General features: G+C 70.8%; 19 protein-coding genes. 15 read left to right on the plus strand and 4 right to left on the minus strand.

The window, feature by feature from the left end:
* The first annotated feature begins 13 nt into the window (after nucleotides 1–13).
* From ABZ319_RS10870 to ABZ319_RS10920, 11 genes are read left to right on the plus strand one after another with little or no spacing between them, the layout of a single operon-like run.
* Nucleotides 14–1048, plus strand: a complete 1035-nt coding sequence (locus ABZ319_RS10870; RefSeq protein WP_354986160.1) for an ABC transporter permease — start codon at nucleotides 14–16, stop codon at nucleotides 1046–1048.
* The gene (locus tag ABZ319_RS10875; protein WP_354986161.1) at nucleotides 1045–1839 is read left to right on the plus strand and encodes an ABC transporter permease; all 795 of its coding nucleotides are present in this window, start codon (nucleotides 1045–1047) and stop codon (nucleotides 1837–1839) included. The genes ABZ319_RS10870 and ABZ319_RS10875 overlap by 4 nt, the downstream gene beginning before the upstream one ends.
* The gene (locus ABZ319_RS10880) at nucleotides 1836–3494 is read left to right on the plus strand and encodes an ABC transporter ATP-binding protein (protein WP_354986162.1); all 1659 of its coding nucleotides are present in this window, start codon (nucleotides 1836–1838) and stop codon (nucleotides 3492–3494) included. The genes ABZ319_RS10875 and ABZ319_RS10880 overlap by 4 nt, the downstream gene beginning before the upstream one ends.
* Nucleotides 3491–4750 carry an acyl-CoA dehydrogenase family protein gene (locus ABZ319_RS10885; RefSeq protein WP_354986163.1) on the plus strand — a complete coding sequence of 420 codons (1260 nt, stop codon included), beginning with the start codon at nucleotides 3491–3493 and terminating at the stop codon, nucleotides 4748–4750. The genes ABZ319_RS10880 and ABZ319_RS10885 overlap by 4 nt, the downstream gene beginning before the upstream one ends.
* Nucleotides 4747–5991, plus strand: coding sequence for an LLM class flavin-dependent oxidoreductase (locus ABZ319_RS10890; protein WP_354986164.1), 1245 nt, complete (start codon nucleotides 4747–4749; stop codon nucleotides 5989–5991). Before ABZ319_RS10885 ends, ABZ319_RS10890 begins: the two co-directional genes overlap by 4 nt.
* 22 nt (nucleotides 5992–6013) lie before the next feature.
* Nucleotides 6014–6940, plus strand: a complete 927-nt coding sequence (locus ABZ319_RS10895; RefSeq protein WP_354986165.1) for an LLM class flavin-dependent oxidoreductase — start codon at nucleotides 6014–6016, stop codon at nucleotides 6938–6940.
* The gene (locus ABZ319_RS10900; protein ID WP_354986166.1) at nucleotides 6937–8151 is read left to right on the plus strand and encodes an acyl-CoA dehydrogenase family protein; all 1215 of its coding nucleotides are present in this window, start codon (nucleotides 6937–6939) and stop codon (nucleotides 8149–8151) included. Before ABZ319_RS10895 ends, ABZ319_RS10900 begins: the two co-directional genes overlap by 4 nt.
* Nucleotides 8152–8195: 44 nt before the next feature.
* Entirely contained in the window at nucleotides 8196–9227 is a 1032-nt protein-coding gene (locus ABZ319_RS10905) for an aldo/keto reductase (RefSeq protein WP_354986167.1), read from the plus strand.
* Nucleotides 9228–9254: 27 nt separating this feature from the next.
* Nucleotides 9255–10319, plus strand: a complete 1065-nt coding sequence (locus tag ABZ319_RS10910; RefSeq protein WP_354986168.1) for an LLM class flavin-dependent oxidoreductase — start codon at nucleotides 9255–9257, stop codon at nucleotides 10317–10319.
* A gap of 28 nt (nucleotides 10320–10347) precedes the next feature.
* A complete protein-coding gene (locus ABZ319_RS10915; protein WP_354986169.1) occupies nucleotides 10348–11682 on the plus strand; it encodes an NtaA/DmoA family FMN-dependent monooxygenase in 1335 nt (444 codons plus the stop codon).
* Between the two features lie 41 nt (nucleotides 11683–11723).
* Nucleotides 11724–12089: a VOC family protein gene (locus ABZ319_RS10920; RefSeq protein ID WP_354986170.1), complete on the plus strand. Its 366-nt coding sequence runs from the start codon at nucleotides 11724–11726 to the stop codon at nucleotides 12087–12089.
* Nucleotides 12090–12103: 14 nt separating this feature from the next.
* Here the strand turns inward: ABZ319_RS10920 and ABZ319_RS10925 are convergent, their stop codons facing one another.
* Nucleotides 12104–12958, minus strand: coding sequence for a hypothetical protein (locus ABZ319_RS10925; protein ID WP_354986171.1), 855 nt, complete (start codon nucleotides 12956–12958; stop codon nucleotides 12104–12106).
* A 300-nt stretch (nucleotides 12959–13258) separates the two neighbouring features.
* Here ABZ319_RS10925 and ABZ319_RS10930 point away from each other — a divergent pair, with 300 nt between their 5' ends.
* The 4 genes from ABZ319_RS10930 (at nucleotide 13259) to ABZ319_RS10945 (ending at nucleotide 17235) form a co-directional block, all read left to right on the plus strand.
* Nucleotides 13259–14368, plus strand: a complete 1110-nt coding sequence (locus ABZ319_RS10930) for a metallophosphoesterase (RefSeq protein ID WP_354986241.1) — start codon at nucleotides 13259–13261, stop codon at nucleotides 14366–14368.
* Nucleotides 14369–14749: 381 nt separating this feature from the next.
* A complete protein-coding gene (locus ABZ319_RS10935) occupies nucleotides 14750–15361 on the plus strand; it encodes a hypothetical protein (RefSeq protein ID WP_354986172.1) in 612 nt (203 codons plus the stop codon).
* Nucleotides 15362–15363: 2 nt separating this feature from the next.
* Nucleotides 15364–15981 (plus strand): hypothetical protein, encoded by a 618-nt coding sequence (locus tag ABZ319_RS10940; protein ID WP_354986173.1) that lies wholly within the window; start codon nucleotides 15364–15366, stop codon nucleotides 15979–15981.
* Nucleotides 15982–16029: 48 nt separating this feature from the next.
* Nucleotides 16030–17235, plus strand: coding sequence for an FAD-dependent monooxygenase (locus ABZ319_RS10945; RefSeq protein WP_354986174.1), 1206 nt, complete (start codon nucleotides 16030–16032; stop codon nucleotides 17233–17235).
* A gap of 200 nt (nucleotides 17236–17435) precedes the next feature.
* Here the strand turns inward: ABZ319_RS10945 and ABZ319_RS10950 are convergent, their stop codons facing one another.
* From ABZ319_RS10950 to ABZ319_RS10960, 3 genes are read right to left on the minus strand one after another with little or no spacing between them, the layout of a single operon-like run.
* Entirely contained in the window at nucleotides 17436–18779 is a 1344-nt protein-coding gene (locus ABZ319_RS10950; protein WP_354986175.1) for an MFS transporter, read from the minus strand.
* Nucleotides 18776–19840, minus strand: coding sequence for an LLM class flavin-dependent oxidoreductase (locus ABZ319_RS10955; protein WP_354986176.1), 1065 nt, complete (start codon nucleotides 19838–19840; stop codon nucleotides 18776–18778). The genes ABZ319_RS10950 and ABZ319_RS10955 overlap by 4 nt, the downstream gene beginning before the upstream one ends.
* A 42-nt stretch (nucleotides 19841–19882) precedes the next feature.
* Nucleotides 19883–20986, minus strand: a complete 1104-nt coding sequence (locus ABZ319_RS10960) for an acyl-CoA dehydrogenase family protein (RefSeq protein ID WP_354986177.1) — start codon at nucleotides 20984–20986, stop codon at nucleotides 19883–19885.
* Nucleotides 20987–21307: the final 321 nt, after the last annotated feature.

Raw genomic sequence — 21307 nt, forward strand, 5'->3', positions numbered from 1 at the left:
CCGGGGAGCGAGAATGCACATCTATGCCGCGAAGCGCCTGGGACAGGCGACGGTGGTGCTGCTGGCCGCCTACACCCTGTCCTTCGTGCTGCTGAGCGCCCTGCCGGGCGACTCGGTCAATAATCGGATCCAGAATCCCGAAGCCCAGATCACCCCCGAGGCGGGGCGGATCATGCTCGAGTACTACGGCCTGGACCGCCCGGTCTGGCAGCAGTACCTGCACAGTCTGGCGGCGTTGTGGCGCGGCGATTTCGGCTTCTCGCTCACCAACGGCAAACCCGTCGAGGAACTCATCGGCGAGGCGCTGCCGGGCACCGTGCAACTCGCCGGCCTCGGGCTGGCCTTCGGGCTGGCGTTCACCGCCGTGGTCGCGATACTCGCCAATTACGCGCCGTGGGCGTGGCTGCGCTCGCTGGTCGGGACGGCACCGGCACTGTTCGCCTCGGTCCCCACGTTCGTGGTCGGCATCCTTGCCCTGCAGTACCTTTCGTTCCGATTCGGCCTGATCCCGTCGGTCGACGACGGCAGTTTCCGGGCGCTGCTGGCTCCGGCGGCGACCCTGGGCCTGTTGATCGCCGCACCGCTGTCGCAGGTGTTCACCGGCTCGATTCGGACCACCCGTCGGCAGCCCTTCGTGCACGTGCTGCACGCCAAGGGCGCGGGGGAGGGCTTCGCCTTCCGCAAGGACGTGCTGCGCAATTCCGCGCTGCCGGTGCTGACCCTGCTGGGCCTGGCGTTCGGCGAGCTCATCGCCGGCGCGGTGGTGACCGAATCGGTCTTCGCCCGGGACGGCATCGGGCAGCTCACCGTGGGCGCGGTGAACACCCAGGATCTGCCGGTGGTGCAGGGCGTGGTGCTGCTGTCCACCGCGGTCTACGTGCTGATCAACCTGGCGGTGGACCTGGCCTACCCGCTGATCGACCCGCGAGTGCTCGTCGACGGCAAGGCCCGCCGGTCCGCGAAAGCCGGTGTGGTGCGGCGCAAGCCGGCCGTCGCCGCCGTGCTGCCCGCACCGCGTCCGCTGCCGGTGGAAGCGGCCATGCCATGAAGCGCTGGTCTCTGATCCCGGCCGTGGGCGTGGTCCTGCTGGTGGTGCTGTGGGCGACGGTGCCGCACCTGTTCACCGCGGTCGATCCGCTGGCGGTGAATCCGGCCCAGAAGCTGCGACCGCCGTCGGGCGAGCACTGGTTCGGCACCGATCAACTCGGCCGCGACCTGTACGCGCGGGTCGTCTACGGTGCTCGCGCCTCGCTCACCGGTTCGGCCATCGCGGTGGCGGTCGGGGTCGCGGTCGGCTCGCTGCTCGGGGTGACCGCGGGCTGGTTCGCCGGATTCACCGACAACGTGGTCATGCGCGTCATCGACATCCTGCTGTCGATTCCCGGATTCCTGCTGGCCATCACCTTCGTGGTGCTGCTGGGCTTCGGGGTGCTGCAGGCGGGAGTCGCGGTCGGGCTGACCAGTGCGGCGACCTTCGCCCGCCTGATTCGCTCGGAAGTCCTGGAGGCGCGCACGAGCAACTACGTCGAGGCCGCGATCACCAGCGGGGCAACCACTTTCGCGGTGCTGCGCCGGCACGTGGTGCCCAATTCGATCGCCTCGACCGTCTCCCTGATCACCGTGCAGTTCGGCATCGCCATCATCTGGATCGCCTCGCTGAGCTTCCTGGGCCTGGGCGCGCAACCGCCGGACCCCGAATGGGGCCGCCTGGTCTCGGACGGCCGCAACTACATCGCCACCCGCGGCTGGCTCACGCTGTGGCCGGGCCTGACGGTGGTGGCCGTGGTGCTGGCGACCAATCACATTTCCCACCACCTCACCAGGAGGGCGTCGTCATGACCGTCGTCCAGTCGGCGAGCCGGCTCGAGAAGTCCCCCGCCGCACCGTTGCTGGCGGTGCGGGACCTGACCGTCGGCTACCGCGTGCGCCGCCGCTTCGAACCGGTGGTGCACGAGGTCTCCTTCGAACTGCCGCCCGGCGAGGTCCTGGCCCTGGTCGGCGAGTCCGGTTCGGGCAAGACCACCACGGCGCACGCGATCCTGGGCCTGCTGCCGGAGAACGGCTCGGTCTCCGGCGGCGGCATCACCTTCCGCGGGCAGGAGCTGACCGAGCTCTCGCCCAAGGGCTGGCGTGATATTCGCGGCCGGGCGGTGAGCCTCATCCCGCAGGATCCGGGGTCCTCCCTGGACCCGGTGCGCCGGGTGGGACATCAGGTCGAGGATGTGCTGCTGCTGCACACCGGCCTGGACGCCGAGGCCCGCCGCCGGCGGGTGTACGAACTGTTCGACCTGGTCGGTTTCACCGAGGTCGAGCGCCGCTATCGCCAGTACCCGCACGAGCTTTCGGGCGGCATGCGCCAGCGCGTGCTGATCGCGGCCGCCGTGGCCGCCGAGCCGGATCTGATCATCGCCGACGAGCCGACCTCGGCGCTGGACGCCACCGTGCAGCGGCAGGTGCTCGATCTGATCGACGACATTCGCCGCCGCACCGGGACCGGGGTGGTGCTGGTGACCCACGACCTGGGCGTCGCCGCCGATCGCTCCGATCGCATCGGGGTCATGCGCCAGGGCCGCCTGGTCGAGTTCGGGCCGACGAAAGAGGTTGTCGCCCAGCCGCAGCACGAATACACCCGGCACCTGTTGAACAGCGTGCCCGCCCGCGCCGGCGCGATCCTCGATCGGAAGCCGGCCCCGGCGCCCGCCCGGGAAACGATCATCGAGGTGAGCGGCCTGGTCAAGCGTTACGGCGACGCGGCCGCGGTGGACGACATCACCTTTCGGGTCGGTCGCGGCGAAACCTTCTCCATCGTCGGCGAATCCGGCAGCGGCAAGTCCACGACCGCGCGCGTGCTGACCGGGCTGACCACGGCCACCTCCGGCCGGGTGGAACTGCTCGGCACCGACATCACCGGGCTGAGCGCGCGCGCATTCCGCCCGCTGCGTCGCGAGGTGCAGATCGTCTACCAGAATCCCTTCTCCTCCTTCGATCCGCGCTTCGACGTCTACGACGTGGTCGACGAGCCGCTGCGCTCGTTCCAGCCGCGCCGGGGGCCGCGCCGGCGCAAACGCCCCAACGAGGAGCGAGTGGTGGCGGCGCTCGAAGCCGCCGCCCTCCCGGCCGATTTCGTCAACCGGCACCCGCGCGAGCTGTCCGGCGGCCAGCGCCAGCGGGTCGCCATCGCCCGCGCCCTGATCCTGGAACCCACCGTGCTGGTACTGGACGAGCCCATCTCGGCGCTGGACGTCTCGGTGGCCGCGCAGATCCTGGAATTGCTGCGCACGCTGCAGGCCGAGCGTGACCTCACCTATCTGTTCATTTCCCACGACCTGGCCGTGGTCCGAGCGATCTCGGACCGGGTGGCCGTCATGCGGCAGGGCCGCATCGTCGAACAGGGCACGGTGCACGAGGTGTTCACCAACCCCGTCGAGGACTACACGGTCCGCCTGCTCGAGGCGATCGCCGGTCGCCGCTCACTCCCCGGAGGTTTGTCATGACCACCGCACAACCGGCCACGCTGGCCGAGGCGCTCCCTCGTATTCGCGCGGTGCTCGCCGAATTCCCCAAGGGCGTCGGCGAACGCGATCTCGCCTTCGAACACCCCGACGCGCTGATCCGGGCGCTGGCCGAGGCGGGATTCGGCCGCCTCCGGGTGCCGGTGGAGTTCGGCGGCTTCGGCGTCGGCCTGCCCGCGCTGTTCGAGCTGCTCGCCGAGGCCGGGCAGGCCGACTCCAACATCCCGCAGATCTGGCGCGGGCACTTCACCACCACCGAGGTGTTGCGCGCCGAGACCGATCCCGTGGTCCGTGAGCACTGGCTGCGCGTGGCGGGGCAGGGCGCGGTGTTCGGCAACGCCCAGTCCGAGCCGTCGGCGATCGTCGCCGAAGCGGTTGCGGCGCAGGGCGAATCAACCACCGGCTGGGGCGTCACCACCACCCGGGTCCGCACCGATGAGAACGGTGATCGATTCGTCTCGGGCACCAAGTTCTATTCCACGGGCTCGCGCTTCGCGGATTACATCCGGGCCGCCGTCGCGAGCGAGGACGGCGTCCGAAGCTTCGTGGTGATTCCGGCGCGGCACCCGGGCGTCACCCACGTCGACGACTGGGACGGGGTCGGGCAGCGCCAAACCGGCAGCGGCACCACCCTTTTCGCGGACGTGCCGGTCGAGCCGCACGGTGACATCGGCCGCTATCGCGAATCGCTGCGCGGGCTGGACTCGTTCGTACAGATCGTGCACCTGGCCAACCTGGCGGGCATCGCCCGCAGCCTGGTCGCCGAGACCACCGACATCGTGCGGGCGCGCACCCGCACCAGCCTGCACGCCCTGACCCAGAACGCGGCCGCCGACCCCGAGGTGCTCGGCGTGATCGGCCTGCTCGAGGCGCGCCGGCTCACCGCCGAAACGCTGCTGCGCCATGCCGCCGAGCGGCTCGAGGCCGCGCACGCCTCGGGCGAGGAATCCGATTACACCGCCGCCTATCTCGACACCTCCGCGGCGCAGATCGCGGTGATCGAAGCCGTGCTGGACGCCGCGACCCGGGCCTTCGACGCCGGGGGCTCGTCCGCGGTGCGCAACAGCGTGCACCTGGACCGGCACTGGCGCAACGCGCGCACCCTGGCCTCGCACAACCCGGTGGTCTACAAGCCGCGGGTGATCGGCGATTTCGTGGTCAACGGCGTGGCCCCGGTGCCCGGCTACTACACCAACCGCCCGTCGGCCGCCGACGCCGAGGAAAGGACCGCGCAGTGAGCAGACTGCTGCACCTCAATGTCAACATCCTCAACGCCGGTGTCTTCGGCGGCTCCTGGCGTTTCCCGGGCACCGACGGCGCGGCCTCCTACTCGATCGAGCACTACACCTCGATCGCGAAGAAGGCCGAGGAGGCCAAGCTGGACGCGGTCTTCCTGGCGGACGGCCCGGTGCTGGACCCGGGCATCGAACACCGCACCGGGAACAACCTCGAGCCCACGACGGTGCTGGCCCGGGTGGCGGCGCAGACCGAGCGGGTCGGGCTGATCGCCACCCTGTCCTCCTCCTACAACGATCCGGCCGAATTGGCCCGCAGGCTGGGCGATCTGGACCACGTCACCGGCGGGCGTTTCGGCTGGAACGTCGTCACCACGGCGGGCCCGATCGCGGCGGCCAACTTCGGGCGGGACGGGGAACCCGAGCACGGCCTGCGCTACCGGCGAGCCGCGGAGTTCGTGGAACAGGTGGTCGCGGCCTGGGCCGAGCGCACCGATTTCGTCTCACCCCAGGGCCGCCCGGTCGTGGTGCAGGCGGGCGGTTCCAGCGACGGCAAGCGCCTGGCCTCGCGGGTCGGCGAAGTGATCTTCTCCGCCGAGCAGGACATCGACCGGGCCCGGGCCTTCCGCGACGAATTGCGCGCCGGCGCGGCCGAATTCGGCCGGAATCCGGACGAGATCGTGGTGCTGCCGGGTCTGTCGACGGTGCTGGGCAGCACCGAGGCCGAGGCCCGCGAGCGCCGCGAACTGCTGGACGAGCTACTGCCGGACGCCTACGCCCGCTCCCGGCTCGCCGGGCAGCTCGGCTTCTCCCTGGACGGACTGGACGACGACGCCCCCATTCCGCCGGAGCTGCTCGTGGAACCCGACGCCGCCGGTGGGTCGCAGACCTTCTACCGCGTCGTGCGCAATCTCATCGACAGCGAGAACCCGACCCTGCGCCAGCTGCTCAAGAAGCTGTCGGGCGGCGGCGGGCATCGCATCGTGGTCGGCACCCCCGAACAGGTCGCCGACGACGTCGAGCGCTGGTTCCGGGCGGGTGCGGCCGACGGCTTCAACGTCATGCCGGACGTCTTGCCCTCGGGCTTCGACGATTTCGCCGATCACCTGGTGCCCGAACTGCGCCGGCGCGGCCTGTTCCGCACCGACTACGACGGCACCACGCTGCGCGATCACCTCGGTCTCGGGCTGCCGCCGGTGCCCACCGGCGTGTGGGAACGCGGCCCGCTCGAAGCCGCGCGCTGAGTCCGAGAGAAGAGGCAGGACAATGAGTTTTCCGATTCTGATCGATATCGCGGTGCGCGATCTGCCCGGCGCGGTCGCCATCGCCGCGGCCGCCCGGTCCTCGGGCGCGGCGGGAGTGCGGGTGCACGACACCGCCGGGGACGGGCCCGCGCTGGATCCCAGCGTCGTGGCCTCGTACCTGGCCGGAACCATAGGGGACATCGGCTATCTGGTGGATGCGCCGACCACGGGCAACGCCCCGTACAACGCGGCCCGGCGCATTCTGTCCTTCGACCGCGCCACCGCCGGACGGGCGGGCGTGGTGTTGCGGCCCGGCGCGGACGACGAGGTGAGCCGGGCGACCACGCCCGATCCGGCGGCCTCCGATCCGGCGCGCCGCTGGGCCGAATACGCCATCGTGCTCACCCGGCTCTGGGAATCGTTCCCGCGTGCGGCGCTGATCGCCGATCAGGAACGCGCGCTCGTGGTGGACCGCGCGCTGATCTCGGCCATCGACCACGAAGGGGCGTACTACCGGGTCGCGGGGCCGCTCGACGGACCGTCCTCGGTGCAGGGCAGGCCGGTGCTGGCGGCCGCCGAACCGCACGAGCTGGGCTGGGACGTGGTGGCGCACATCGCCGATGTGGTCGTCGTGGACCGCGACCGCGCGGCCGGGGCGAACGCCGCGCTGACCGCCGCGCTGGCCGGGACCGGGCGGCAGCGCTCGGAGATCGTCCTGCTCGGCCGGGCGCGGGTGGCCGCGCCCGCGGATCCGCGCGCGGTCGCGGACGAGCTGGCCGCCTGGGTCGCCGCGGACGGCCTCGACGGACTGTCACTCGCTCCGGTGGGTGACACCATCGAGATCGTGGCGGCGATCGAGGCGCTGACACCGCTGCTCGCCACCCCGGTCACCGGACCGACGCTGCGCGAAGCGCTCGGTCTGCGCACCCCGGCGGGAGCGCTGCGATGACCGCCGTGCGCGACGGTCAGCCCACCACGCTGCTCACCGTCGCCGGCATACGCGCCGCCATCCAACCGGCGCTCGATCGCCTGGCCGCGTCCGCGAGACACCGTGAGACCGTGCGGGATTACGCGAACGAGGATGTCCGTGAGCTGGCCGCGGCAGGTATCGCAGTGACAGGCATCGCACCGTCCGAAGGCGGTGCGGGCGGCACCGTGCGCGATGTCACCGAGGTGATCATCGAGCTGGCGCGCGCGGATTCCAATGTGGCGCAGGCCCTGCGCAGCACGTTCCTCATCGCGCACCAGGTCGCCAATCGACCGGATCTGCCGCAGCGCGACCTGGTGCTCGAGCGCCTGCGCAACCGAGAACTGTTCGCGGGCACCGCCAACGAGCGCACCGGCGGCGCCAGCGGGCAGACCTACGCCACCGCGCGCGCCGACGGCGCGGACTGGATCGTCGACGGTGAGAAGTACTACTCCACCGGCGCGGTGTACGCGCACTGGTTCTCGACCCAGGCGATCACCGAAGACGGCACGCTGCTGCGGTTCACCGTGCCCACCGATCGCGCCGGGCTGGAGATCCTGGACGACTTCGATGCCGTCGGACAGCGCCTGACCGCCAGCGGGACAACGCGATTCAGCGGCGTCCGGGTCGCCGGCGCGGAGGTCACCACCGGCGGGCTGATCGACAACGTGTCGGACAATCCGTGGGCGGGATCGTTCGCGCAGTTGTACCTGGCCGCCGTACAGGCCGGTATCGCGGCCCGTGCGCTGGACGACGCGGTGCTGTACGTGCGCGAGAAGGCCCGTCCCATCAAGCACAGCTCGGCCGCCGCGAGCGTGGACGACCCCTACGTGCGCCAGACGGTCGGCGAGATCGCCGCGCGCGCCCAGGCCGCGCGTGCGGTGGTGCTGCTGGCCGCCGAACAGCTCCAGGCGAATCGGGGCCTGATCGGCGAGGCCGCGCGCACCGCCGGGGCCGCCGCGGCCGTGCACGTGGCCCAGGCCGGCGTCATCGCCATCGAATCCGCCCTGCGCGCCGCGGAACTGCTGTTCGACGTGGGCGGCGGTTCCATCACCGACCGCGGGCTCGGCTTCGACCGGCACTGGCGCAACGCCCGCACCGCGGCCAATCACAATCCGCGCCAATGGAAACAGGCGGTCGCGGGCGCCTACCACCTCACCGGTGAGGACCCGCCCACCACCGGTCTGTTCTGACCACCGCAATTTCGTCCCCGCACAACGGAAAGAGAACGACACCGATGAACTACGGCCCCTTCGAGACCACCTACACCGCGGCGGAGAGCCGCTACGAGCAGGTGCCCTACCGGCGCACCGGCGCCTCGGGTCTCGACCTGCCCGCCTTCTCCTTCGGCCTGTGGCAGAAGTTCGGCACCGACTACCCGTTCGCCACCCAGCGCGACATCATCCTGCACGCCTTCGATCTCGGCATCACCCACTTCGACAACGCCGACCGCTACGGGCCGCCGCATCGCGCCGCGCAGCAGAACTTCGGCAAAGTGCTGGGCCGCGACCTCGCGCCCTACCGGGACGAGCTCATCCTGTCCACCAAGGCGGGCAACGCGATCGGCCCGAGCCCGTACCTGCGCGGCGGCTCGCGCAAGTCGCTGCTGACCTCGCTCGAACACAGCCTGCGCGATCTGGGCACCGATTACGTCGACATCTTCTACCACCACTCGCCCGACCACGGGACGCCCCTGGAGGAGACCGTCGGGGCGCTGGTGAGCGCGGTACAGCAGGGTAAGGCGCTGTACATCGGCATCTCCAACTACCAATCCGAACGCACCCACGAGATCGCCGAGCAGCTGCGCGCCGCCGGCGTGCCGCTGCTGATCCACCAGGCCCGGTACTCGATCTACGATCGCCGGCCCGAGCGCGAGGGCCTGCTCGCGACCGCCGAGCGGGACGGCTTCGGCGTCATCGTGTATTCGCCGCTGGCACAGGGTCTTCTGACCGACAAGTACCTGGAGACGATCCCCGCCGGGGCCCGCGCGGTGAACAGCACCTTCCTGTCGCCGGACGTCATCGACGAGACCTACCGGCAGCGCACCGCTGAACTGAACAAGATCGCGGCCGCGCGCGGGCAGTCCCTGGCCCAGCTGGCCCTGCAGTGGGTGCTGCGCCGCCCCGAGGTCACCTCCGCCCTCATCGGGGCCAGCTCCACCGCGCAGCTCGATCACAACATCGCCGCCGTGAGCTTCCCCGACTTCACCGATGAGGAGCTCGCGCTCATCGACGAACACGGTGTGCACGGCACCGGACTTCGACTCTGACCTCCGGCTGATTCTCGGGAGAACACCATGACAGCGGTCCGGCACACCACCCTCGGCGCGGGCGTCGAGGACGGCAGGAACTTCCGGCTCGGCTTCCTGCTCCACCTCGATCGCGATATCGCGCCCGCCGACGCGTACCGGGAGGCGATCGATGTCTTCCAGGCCGCGGAGGAGCTGGGTTACGACTCGGGCTGGGTGATCCAGCGGCACTTCCGCCAAGGGCGCGAACATGTTTCGTCGCCGCTGGTGGTGCTGGCCGCCATCGCCGCGCACACCTCCCGTATCCGGCTGGGCACCGGTGTGCTGGTGCTGCCGCTGGAGGATCCGCTGCGGGTCGCCGAGGACGCCGCCACCCTCGACGAGATCAGCGGCGGCCGACTCGAACTCGGGGTCGGTTCCGGACCGTTCCCGGGCGCGTGGGAAGCCTTCGGGAGAGACCTCGATCGCAAACACGAGGAGTACGAGACGGCCGTCGCCCGGTTGCACGAGGTCCTGGGCGGCGGGCCGGTGAACAGTCTGGGTGAGGTGCTGCATCCGCCGGGCGCCAGTGTCCGGCAGCGGCTCTGGCAGGCCACGACCGGCGAGCCGGACCGCGCGCACGCCGCCGCCGCGGCCGCCGCGCGGGCGGGTGACGGACTGCAGCTGTCCCGGGCGACGGCGTGGCGAGACGGGAGCATCGAAGCGGCGCAGCGCAATCAGGCGGCGTGGATCGAGTCCTACCGCGCGGCCTGGACCAGAACCGATGCCGCGCCGCGCATTCAGGCGTCCCGCGCGGTCTATCCGCATCCGGATCGCGAGGCGGCGCTGCGGCTGGTCGAACCGGGCGTGCGGCGCTGGCAGAGCTGGGCGCCCGCCGATCGGGGCGTGGACAAGCTGAGCGTCGCGGACTACCTCGACGCCGACCACGCCCTGGTCGGTCCCGCGCCGGAGTTGGCGGGGGAGCTGGCCGCGGACCCGTCGCTGGCCGGGATCACCGATCTGCTGCTGAGTTTCGTGCCCGGGGTGCCCGAACCCGACGAGCACGTGCGGCTACTCGCCGCCGGCGCTCGCGAACTCGCCCCCGCACTGGGCTGGACCCCGGCCGCGTTCTGACACACTTTCGCTTCACGAGAGGCTTTCCATGCCTGGATTCCATCTGAACCTGTCGCTCATGACGCCGGGGCACTTCCGGCACGCGTGGCGCGCCGAGCACGCAGATCCGCTGGCGTATCTCGACATCGACTACTTCCAGCGGCTCGCTCGCATCGCCGAGGCTGCCAAGATCGACGCCGTCTTCCTGGGCGACGGTCCCGCCCTGCGCGCGGAGATCGAGGAAGCGCCCGGCACCGGCATCGATCCGCTGGTGCTGCTGGGCAATCTGGCCGCGGTGACCGAACGGCTCGGCGTGGTCATCACCGCCTCGACCACCTACAACTCGCCCTACAACCTGGCCCGCCGCTTCCAGGCGCTGGACCACGTCACCAAGGGGCGGGCCGCGGTGAACATCGTGACGACCGGAACCCCGGCCGCGGCGGCGAATTTCGGCCTGGACGAACACCCGGACAAGACCACCCGCTATCGGCGGGCCTGGGAATTCCTGGATGTGGTGACCCGGCTGTGGGACAGCTGGGAGCCCGATTGGCTGGTCGCGGACAAGGACAGCGGGCGCTACGCGGACGCGGGCAAGATCCACCGGATCGACCACGAGGGCGAATTCTTCTCGGTGGCAGGGCCTTTGCCCGTCGCGCCGGGACCGCAGGGCCGGCCGGTGGTGGTGCAGGCGGGCGGCTCCGAAGGCGGGCTGCGCCTGGCGGGCGACTTCGCGGACGTGGTCTTCACCGTCGCCCAGACGCGCGCCAAGGCGGTCGCGTTCCGCGAGGACATCCGCCGCCGGGCCGCGGCAGCGGGCAGGCATCCGGACTCGGTGAAGATCTCCCTGGGCGTGGTGGTCCTGGTCGCCGCCACCGAGGCGGAGGCCCGCGAGCGGGAGCGGGAGCTCTACGCGCACCTGCCGATCGAGCGCCTGACCGCCAACCTCCTGAACGATCTCGGCCTCCCGCCCGGCAGTTTCGGCCCCGACGACGAGATCACCGCCGACGATCTGCCCGAGGCCATCCCCGCGGGCGCGTTCTCCACCGGTTTCGCGATCTCCACCCGCGCCCTCATCGCCGAAAGCCCCCGTACCCCACGCCAACTCATCCAGGGTGGTGCGGGCGGGTCGGGCCACCGCCTGCTGGTCGGTTCCGCCGAGCAGATCGCCGACGACCTGGCCGACTGGTACGCCGCGGGCGCGGCCGACGGTTTCACGATCATGCCCGCCGAAACCGCCGTCGACCTCCAGGCGTTCACCGGCCTGGTGGTGCCGCTGCTGCAGTCCCGCGGCCTGTTCCAGCGCGAGTACTCCGCGCCGACCCTGCGTGAACGGTTCGGCCTCCCGCTCCCGGGCAGGCAGTCCGCGGCCGCGGTCCCGGCCTGAGCCCGCTCGGCCCGGAGCTGCGACGCGGTTAGGTTGGACCGATGACATCGATCAGGCAGATTCAGGTCACCTTCGACTGCGCCGAGCCCGAGCGCGTCGCTGAATTCTGGTCCGCGGTACTGGGTTACGAGCATCGGGGCCGATCGTGCGCCGATCCGGCGGGAGTGGGACCGCGGCTGTATTTCCAGGCGGTTCCGGAGGGCAAGATCGTCAAGAATCGGGTGCACATCGACGTGCGGGTCGGAACCGGTCTGGTGGGTCAGGAGCGGGTGGACGTGCTCGAGGCCGAATGCGCCAGGCTGGTCGCGCTCGGGGCGACCCGGCTGCACCTGCTGCGCGCGGACGGCGTCAACGAGTCCTGCCTGGTGATGCAGGACATCGAGGGCAACGAGTTCTGTCTGGACTGAGTGCCGAGTCGTAATCAGAGGGCGGCTTGGACGGCGGCGAACAGGTCGTTGGCCGGCTGGGTGAGCGGTCCCAGGGCGTCCGGGCCGAGTTTGGGCATCGACTTGACGGCGGTGCGCAGCGAGGTGACCGCGGCCTCGGCGTCCGGGCCGCCCGCGGCGATGGCGTCGGCGACCGGTGCGACCGCGAGCGGCTCCGGTGTGCTCGCCCGGGTCTCGATCGAAACGGGCTGGGCCGCTGCGGCATCGGCGCCCGGTGCCGCGGCGGGATCGGCCGCGGTCGCGGCGCCGAGCGCACCCCCGACGAATTCGCCGATGGCCCCGCCGCCCACCAGCCCGGCGATGTCGACGGGTATGGCGACCGCGAGCCCACCCAGTAGACAGCCCGCCACCCCGCCCACGGCGGCCCCCACGGGCACGCCCGCTCCCACGGTCGGCAGTCCGCCGATGACCCCGCCCGCGACCGCCCCGATCGTCGCCCCCACCCCACACCCGACGATCTCCAGGGGGAAGACGACGACCTTGCCGATGACCGCACCGATGACCCGGCCGGCTTCGGCCCCGGCGGCCCGGCGCTCGGGTTCGCTGCGGGGGTGGCCGAGCCGATCGAATGTCGCACCGACCTGTGACTGGACCCCGTCGACATAGCTCTGGGCCTGCGCGAGTGCCTGGGCGTCGATCGCCACCGGCAGCTGGACGGTTTCCGACCCCACGCGCAGGGTGCCGGAGGCCGCCACGGGTTGCACGGCGGGTTCACCGCGTCCCTGATCGAGGGGAACGCTTTCCCCGGGTTGCGCTGCCGCGGTTCCGGATCCGAACGCGAGCAGCGCCGGAACCGCCGTCAACACCGCACAGGCACGCAGGTAGGACATCGCCGCACTCCTCGCTCCGCCGAGCCATCGTCGAGCCCCCGGGAGCGGCCCCGAATCTCCGATGGCGACGCTGCCAGCCGATCTTACTCCGAACTTCTTGCTCGACAGCATGATTCGGGTGGCGGTCGACGGTGTGCCGGTTCGCGGCCGCTCGGCCCGCGGTCGGCGCGACGCCGACCGGACGGGGATCCGCCGAGCCCGGGATTACGCTCGGTGCCATCGATCGTTGTGCGATGCGCGCGGGTGGCGTGCGGAACCGCTGCGGAGTTCTGGATATCGAGAGGGCGGCACGTGCTGCGAATGGTTGTCGGCGGGCTGGTGTTCGCCCTGGTGCACTGGGTGCTGTATCGACGGTTACTGCGGGCCACGGGCGTGCCCAAGGCCGCGAAGGTGGCGGGGGCGGGCGTGCTCGCGGTGCTGTGGGCCGGTGTGTTCGTCGCGTTCGGGGCGGGAAGCCTGTACTCGCCCGAGCCCGTCCGAGGCATCGTCTGGGTGGGGCTGGTGTGGACGGCGGTGCTGTTCTACCTGGTGCTCGGCCTGCTGCTGATCGGGCTCGTGCTGGCGATCGCGCGCGGCGCGGGGATGACGGATCGCCTGCCGCTGCTGCGGGTGCTCTCGGGTGTACTCGTGGTGGCCGCGGTGGGCGCGGTCGTCTACGGGGTGGGGGAGGCGAACGATCCGCGCGTGCTCGAGGTGGAGGTGAGTTCGGCGAAACTGCCCGCGGAACTCGACGGCCTCCGGGTCGCGGTGGTCGCCGACATCCACGTGGGCGCGGCCCGCGGCGCCGCCTTCACCGAGCGGGTCGTGGATCTGGTCAACGCCCAGCGGCCCGATGTGATCGTGCTCCCCGGGGATCTCATCGACGGATCGGTCGAACTCGTCGGGCCCGATATCGCGCCGATCGCGGGGCTCACCGCGAAATACGGGAAGTTCGCGGTCGCGGGCAACCACGAGGGCTACGTGGACGGTGTCGCCGACTGGATGGACTACTGGGATCGTCTGGGGTTGAAGTCACTGCGCAACGCACGGGCCGAGGTTCAGGTCAACGGCGCGACCCTCGAGATCGCGGGCGTCTACGACTTCGCGGCGCCCGATCCGTACGGACCCGACATCGACGCGGCCCTGGCCGGGCATCGCGACGACCGCTTCGTCATGCTGCTCGCGCACCAGCCGCGCCAGGCGCCCGAGGCCGCCGCGCACGGGGTCGACCTCCAGGTGTCCGGTCACACCCACGGCGGCCAGATCTGGCCGCTGAACTACGTCGTGGGCTGGGTCAACGGCACGGTGGCCGGACTGGATCACGAAGCCGATATGCAGCTCTACACCACGCGCGGCGTCGGAGCCTGGGGCCCGCCGGTCCGCATCGGCGCGCGCCCCGACATCTCGATCCTGACCCTGCGGCGCGGCTGAGCCCGCCACGAACCCCGTGCGGGAAGGGAAGTTTGGACGACGCTGGGGAACTCAACTCGCCCCCAGCTATAGATCCAGGAGCTTCCCCGCGTCGCGGCGACAACGATAACGACCGATGCCGGTTGCCGCCAGCGAATAAAACTCGAACCTTGGTGGGGCGTGCCGGTCGGTTGAGCGGGTGTCTATCGGTTCCGGTTCGCCGATCCTCCGGTCTGTTCAATGACATTCCATGCCAACAGATCTCGTGTTCGTGCCAACTGTTCCACGCGGCTTCAGCCAAGCATGCGAACCCGCTGTGGGGCTAGAGCCCAACGGCCTCGAATTCGTGAGAGTGGTTGAGGCCCAATAGAAGTGAGGTGTCTCACGGAAGGGGCAGGGATCATGGCGGATGACGTGTCGGACGAAGTCGTACGGGCCAAGGCCGGAGAGTTGGAGGGTGCGCTGAGCCGGTGGAAACTCGAGGGATTCGATCCGGTGGCGGGATTGGATCTGGCGACGGCGGCCCGTCTGACGGCAGGACTCGAGCCGCGCGTGGATTCCGAGGGGACTCCGTTGATCATCGTGGATATGGACGGGGAGTACAGCTATTCGGTGCATCTGAGCACGCAGGCGGTCGCCGAGCTCGGCAGATCGGATTTCGGCGCGATGCTGGGCGCGGCCGTGGCCGCCTTCCCGGATGTCGCGGCCATCGTGCAGCCGCTGTCGGACTTCATCGCCACCCATGCCGGTGAGATCGAGGGGCAGGCGGCGGGCGGCCCGGTGCGGCTCGAGGGAACCGTGCCCTCGCCGTTCGTGGTACCGGTGCCCGAGTCGCCCGTGTACTGGGAGGTCGAGCACCAGATCGCGGAGGAGGAGTCCGGATCCGGGCGGCAGTCGGACGACAGTGACCTCGACAAACAGCTGAAGGACCAGCTCGGTGACGGCAACGGCGGCTGGGAAGGCAACCCGAACAAGGACCCGCTGCATCGCAAGCACCGGGGGAGTGGGATCTGATCATGTCCAACATCACCGAACAGCAAGTCCGGGACAAGGTTTCGGAGTTCGAAGCCACCCTGGCGAACCATCGGCTCGACGGGTTGGAGCTGAACCGCGTCTTCGATCTGGACGCGACGGCCCGGCGGGTGCTGCAGGCCGCGCAGGACCCGGACAGCGATCAGTTGGTGCGCGTCGACACGCACGGCTTCCTGCATCTGCGCTACACCGTCCATCTCAGTCCGCTGGCGGTGCAGATGTTCACTACCGCGGCCGACGCGATCGGCAGTGCGTTGCGGGACGTGGTGGTCGAGATCCCCGAACTCGCCATCATCTCGATTCCGCTGGTGGCCTTCATCATGACCGAATCCGGGTCCATCGAGGCAGTCGCGAACGCCTCGGAATCCGGCGCCGTCGCGCTGGAAGGCGTCTTCCCGTCTCCGTTCGCCATGCCCTTCCCGGAGGACGCCGGCTTCTGGCCTGACGATCAGCCGGACGATCACGGCGGCTCGAATTCGGGCGGCGGTGGCGGAAACAGCGGTGGCGGTGGCGGAAACAGCGGCGACGACGACCCGTGGCATCTGAACGACGGCGGCGGAAGCAAGGGCCCCGGCGACATCTGGGATGGCGACGACGTCTGATCGCACTATCGTGTCCTTGGGTAACCATCTCACCAAGGAGAGCGGGCCATGGCACGAGTGCTCATCGTCGGAGGCGGCATCGCGGGGGACACGCTCGCGGTGTACTTGGAGCGGGACGGGTGGGAGGTGGTCGTCACCGAGATCGCGCCCGCGCTGCGGGCCGGTGGCCAGACCGTCGATCTGCGCGGGGACAGCGCCGAGGTGCTCGATGAGCTGGGGCTGCTCGAACAGGCGCGCAAGCGCCTTATTCCCCAGCGCGGTGCGGCGTGGATCGTGGCGGACGGGCGGCGGCTCGCGGAGATGCCGGTGACGGCGTTCGACGGCCAGGGGCTGGTGTCCAGCGAGGAATTGCTGCGCACCGACCTCGCCCGGCTGATCCACGACGCCGCCGGCCCCGGTGTCATCCGGCGCTTCGGCGAAACGGTGACGGCACTGCGGGACTCGGGCTCCCGGGTCACCGCGGAGTTCCGCTCCGGCGACGCCGAGGACTTCGATCTGGTCGTGGGCGCGGACGGCGCACACTCCCGGGTTCGCGCACTGCGCTTCGGACCGGAGGAGAACTACCGCCGCCCGCTCGGCCTGGCCCACGCCTGGTTCACCCTCGAGGAGGAGCCGGCGACCCCGAAGCTCGACGGCTGGTTCCTGCTCTGCAACGTCCCCGGCCGCCGTGCGCTCGAGGCCCGCCCCGGCCATCCGGGTCAGCAGGAGATCGGGCTGACCTTCGCCGCCGACACGCTCCCGCCCCGCGACGATCGCGAAGCCCAATTCGCGCTGCTGGAACAGATTTTCGCGGACGCGGGCTGGCGCGCCCGCGAATTCCTGGACGCCGCGCGCAAGGCCCCCGACTTCGCCCTGGACACCTACGACCAGGTGCACATGCCCGCCTGGCACGACGACCGTGTCGTCCTGGTCGGCGACAGCGCGTGGTGCGCGAGTCCGCTCAGCGGCCTCGGCACCGCCCTGGCGCTGCGCGGAGCCGCGGAACTGACGACCGCCCTGCGCGCAGCGAACGCGCCCGCCGATCCGGCCGGAATCCCTGCCGCCCTGGCGGCTTTCGAGTCGGCCATGCGCCCGCGCATCACCTCGGCGCAGCAACTGCCCCCGGGCCGCGTCGCAGCGGTGGCCCCCGAGTCCATGCTCGGTATCCGCGTGAACGCCTGGATCATGCGCGCGGTCCAAACCCGGCTGGCCCGCCCCCTGGTCGCGCGCGCCATGGCCGGCACCGAACATCACCGGCCCGCGCAAACCCCGTAACCCGTACCGCCGCAGCTGGATTCCGGCACTGCTCCGGACGGGGTGGTCCGGGATGGATTCGGGACTCTCTGTCGCATCGATACGCTCACGAGGTGTCACGTGGCCGGACAGGTCGATGCCGTCCCGCACGGCGCGGTGATCGGCGGGTGGCGCGGGGGAGTCGCCCGGTGCTACACCGGGCTCGGCCCCGGTGTCCAGTGTCAGCGCACGCCGCTCGTCGGCTCGGGTGCGCAGGCCGCGGCTGTTTCGTCCTGGGCCGCGAGGCCGGTCGATCCGATGATGAAGACGGGTGTCGTTCCGGTGGCGGGAGATTCGGGTGCGGCGAGGGGGAGTTCCGCGACGGCCGGGCGGCGGCGGGACAGGGGGAGCAGGGCCAGGGCCGCGATCAGCGCGGCGGCGCCCATGATCACCAGGAACCGCCAGTCGCGCAGCCAGGCGGCCGCCAGCGGCGCGCCCGCGCGGGACAGCGCGATGGGGACCGTCATGAGCGCGGCGATCCCCGCGAACCGCGCGACGCCGAACGAGTCGGCGACAATCGAGGGCCGGGCCACCACGCTCGTGCCGTAGCCGAGCCCGAAGGATATGACGCACACCAGGGTCCACGGCAGCGAGGTCCCGGCCAGCGGCAGCGCCAGCAGGCCCGCGCCCTGGAACGCGAAGGACACCGCGGTCACGCCCGTCATCCCGTACCGACGGGCCAGCGGCGCGAGCGCCAGCCGCGAGCCGATCTGCGCGACCCCGATGGTGATGGGCAGGGTGGCCGCGGTCGTGGCCGCGAAGCCCGCGTCCCGGAAATAGGTGACCATCATGGTGAGAAAGGCCGACGTGGACGCGGATTGGGCGACGAACGCCAGCACCAGCAGCCAGAACCGGTGATCGCGCAGGGCCCCGCCCTCGGAGACGCCCGGCTGCGTGGCGATGCGGCCCAGATGCGCGGCCCGCCCGGGCACCGCCCACAGGTGCGCCGGGACGGCGATCACCGCCAGCTCCACCGCGAGCAGTACGAGTGTTGTGCGCCAGCCGAAGCGAGCGTCCAGGTGCCCGACCAGGAAGTAGTAGAAGCTGGTGGCCAGCCCGCAGATCATGGTGACCGCGATGATCGCGTTGTCGCGATGGCGTGGGTCGGCGGCCACCACCAGCACGGCGAAGGCCGCCTCGTAGGTCGACATCGCCAGCGACACCCCGATGAGGGCGAACGCCACGTACAGCTGGGCCAGGTTCTGCACCTGCGACCACAGCAGCACCGCGACGACGCCCACCCCCGAGCCGGCCGCCATCAGCACCCGCCCGCCGTAGCGATCGAGCAGCCTTCCGACCGGCACCGCCGCCAACGCCCCCACCAGCGTGGAAATCGTTGCGGCGGCGGCGATCGCGGTGCGCGAGGCCCCGAGCGCGTCCGACATGGGCAGCAGCAGGACCGTGAAGGCCTGGATCATCGCGCCATAGCTGACGGTCTGGGTGATCGCGAAGACCACGATCAACCGCAGCGGGCCGCGGTCCCGCGACAGCGCGGCGCGGGCGGTGGTGAGACTGCCCGCGCTCATTCGGCGAGCAGCGGCAGCAGCTGATCGCCCTGGCGTTCGATTTCCCGCAGGTAGGGGGTATCGGAGAGTACGAAGTGGGTGATGCCGAGATCGCGGTACTTGCGCAGGGATTTGGCCACGTCATCGGCGGACCCCACCAGCCACGTGGTCGCCGCGCCGCCCCCGCCGTAGCGGCCGGGTGTGGTGTACAGGTTGTCGTCGAGCACCTCGCCGCGTGCGGCCAGATCGAGCAGGCGCTGCTGTCCGACGGCGGTGCGGCGATGCGGATTCTGCCCGGGGTCGCCGTGCTGCGCCGCCATCTCCGCCACCTTCGCCTCCGCTTCGGCCCATGCCTGCTCGGTGGTGTCACGCACGAAAGTCGTGATGCGCAAACCGAATTCGAGCGGCGCGTGCTCGCGGCCGAGTTCGGCGCTGAGGGTCTTCAGGCGTTCGATGCGCTCGCGCACCCCTTCCAGGGGCTCACCCCAGAACAATTGCACGTCGGCCTCCGCCGCGGCGACCCGCTCGGCGGCCTCGGACGCCCCGCCGAAGTACAGCTTCGGGTGCGGACGGCCCTCGCGCGCCACCACGCGCGGCTGCACGGTGGAATCGGTGACCTGAAAGTGCTCACCCCGGTAGGTGACTCGCTCCTGCGTCCACAGCTTGCGGGTCAGCTGCAGGAATTCCAGGGTGCGCGAGTAGCGGTCGGCCTGCTCGCCGTCGCTGTCTCCGTACGCGGCCAGATCGTCCTTGCCGGACACGATGTTGACCCGGACCCGGCCTTCGGTCAGGTGATCCAGGGTGGCCGCGGCGGCGGCGAAGTTCGCGGGCCGCCAGTAGCCGGGCCGGATCGCGATGAGCGGTTCGAAGGTGCTGGTGCGCGCGGCCAGCGCGGTGGCGGTGGTGAAGGTGTCCGGGCGACCCCAGCCGGTGCCGAGCAACGCGCCCTGCCAGCCGTGCCGCTCCAGCGCCAGCGCGTGGGTGGTGAGGGTGTCCAGGCTGTTGTGCGCGGCGGTCACGGGTTCACCGCGATGCCCGGGGGTGACCTGATTCGGGATGTACCAGAGGAATTCGAGACTCATCGGAGGACGGCTCCTGTTCGTGGAGAAGGGTGGTTGTCCGGCTCAGCGGGCGAGCCGGGCCAGCTGGGCCCGGCGAACGTCGGTGGTCTGCCCCTGGACCAGGACGAAAAGCGCGGAGCGCGCGTGCAATTGGGCGGTGTCGTCGGTGCCGAGCCCGCGCCCGGCGCGAGCGATGAGCAGTGCGCGGGTGAGTACCGAGAGCGCCTCGCCGCTGGCGACCTTGGCGGCGAGCCGTTCGGCCAGTCGATGATCGCCGCCGCCGCGCGCCACCGACTCGTCGGCGAGTGCGTAGGCGGTGGAACGGATCTCGGCGACCCGCGGCCGCCAAGCCCGGGCCACCTCGCGTGCGGACTCGGTGTGCTCCAGCTCGGTGAGTACGGTCTCGGCCAGTCCGAAGTGATGCCCGCGCGCGTCGCTGGCCACCCCGATATCGAGATGGCGAGAACGCTCGAGCGAATGCGTGAGCAGCACGTGCGACTCCGGCACGAAGACCTGATCGATGCGCACCCGTGCGGTCCGGCTGCCGGTGACCGCGCTCAGCGGCAGCGGTCCCGCGCTGGTGATCCGCTCGCCGACCGGGACGAGTGCTGTCACCACGGTCTCGGTCTCCGGATCCACCGCGGCCAGCGCCAGCGCGGCGTGCAGCCCCCAGCCGCTGACCCAGGAGATGGTCCCGTCGAAGGTCCACCCGCCCACGGACCTGCGCGCCCGCAGGTAGTGCTTGGGGTAGCGGCGCACATCGCTCACCCCGGCGCCCAGCAGCACCTCACCGCGCAGCACGCGCTCGGCCAGCTCGGGCAGAACCGTTTCCGGCGTACGGGATTCGGCGATGCGCCCGGCCATGGGCGCGTGCTGTGCCCAGATCAGCCAGGTGTTGAAGCAGGCCCCCGAGATGATCTCGTGCAACCGCCGATCGGTATTGCGGTCGATGCCCGCGCCACCGAACTCGACCGGCGCGGTGTGATTGAGCAGTCCGAGCGCGGCGAGTTCGCTGATCCGCCGGGCCGGGACGCCGTCGCGGTCGGTCCGCAGCGCGGCGGGTCGCAGCACGGTCTCCGCGTACTCCCGCACCCGGACAACCAGCGGATGGCCGTCGGCCGCGGTGACGGCGGCCGCCGGGTCGGTTGCGGTAGTACCCGCTGTCATCGGACACCTTTCGTTCAGTTCAGCTGAAGAATGCGGCCGGGCGCGTACCGTCGGCGGCATATCGATATCCGGATTATCAACCCGGAAATCGGGCGCGATCCGAATAGTGATTGCGCCGATTACTCGCGCACGGCGCCTGATCTGCGCGAAGCGCCGACAGGACAAATAAATTCGCCGCGATTCCAGTTGTTTCGAACAGCTCGTCGCGGGCGCGCGCACGTAAAACCGCAGGTCCGAAGCGCGGTATCCGCCTGAACCTTTCACGAAAACTGAACGAATCCGGTAGATCAGCTTGGTTGTTCCACCCGGGCCGCCTATGCA

It is taken from the genome of Nocardia sp. NPDC005978, assembly GCF_040614455.1.
Classification (GTDB): domain Bacteria; phylum Actinomycetota; class Actinomycetes; order Mycobacteriales; family Mycobacteriaceae; genus Nocardia.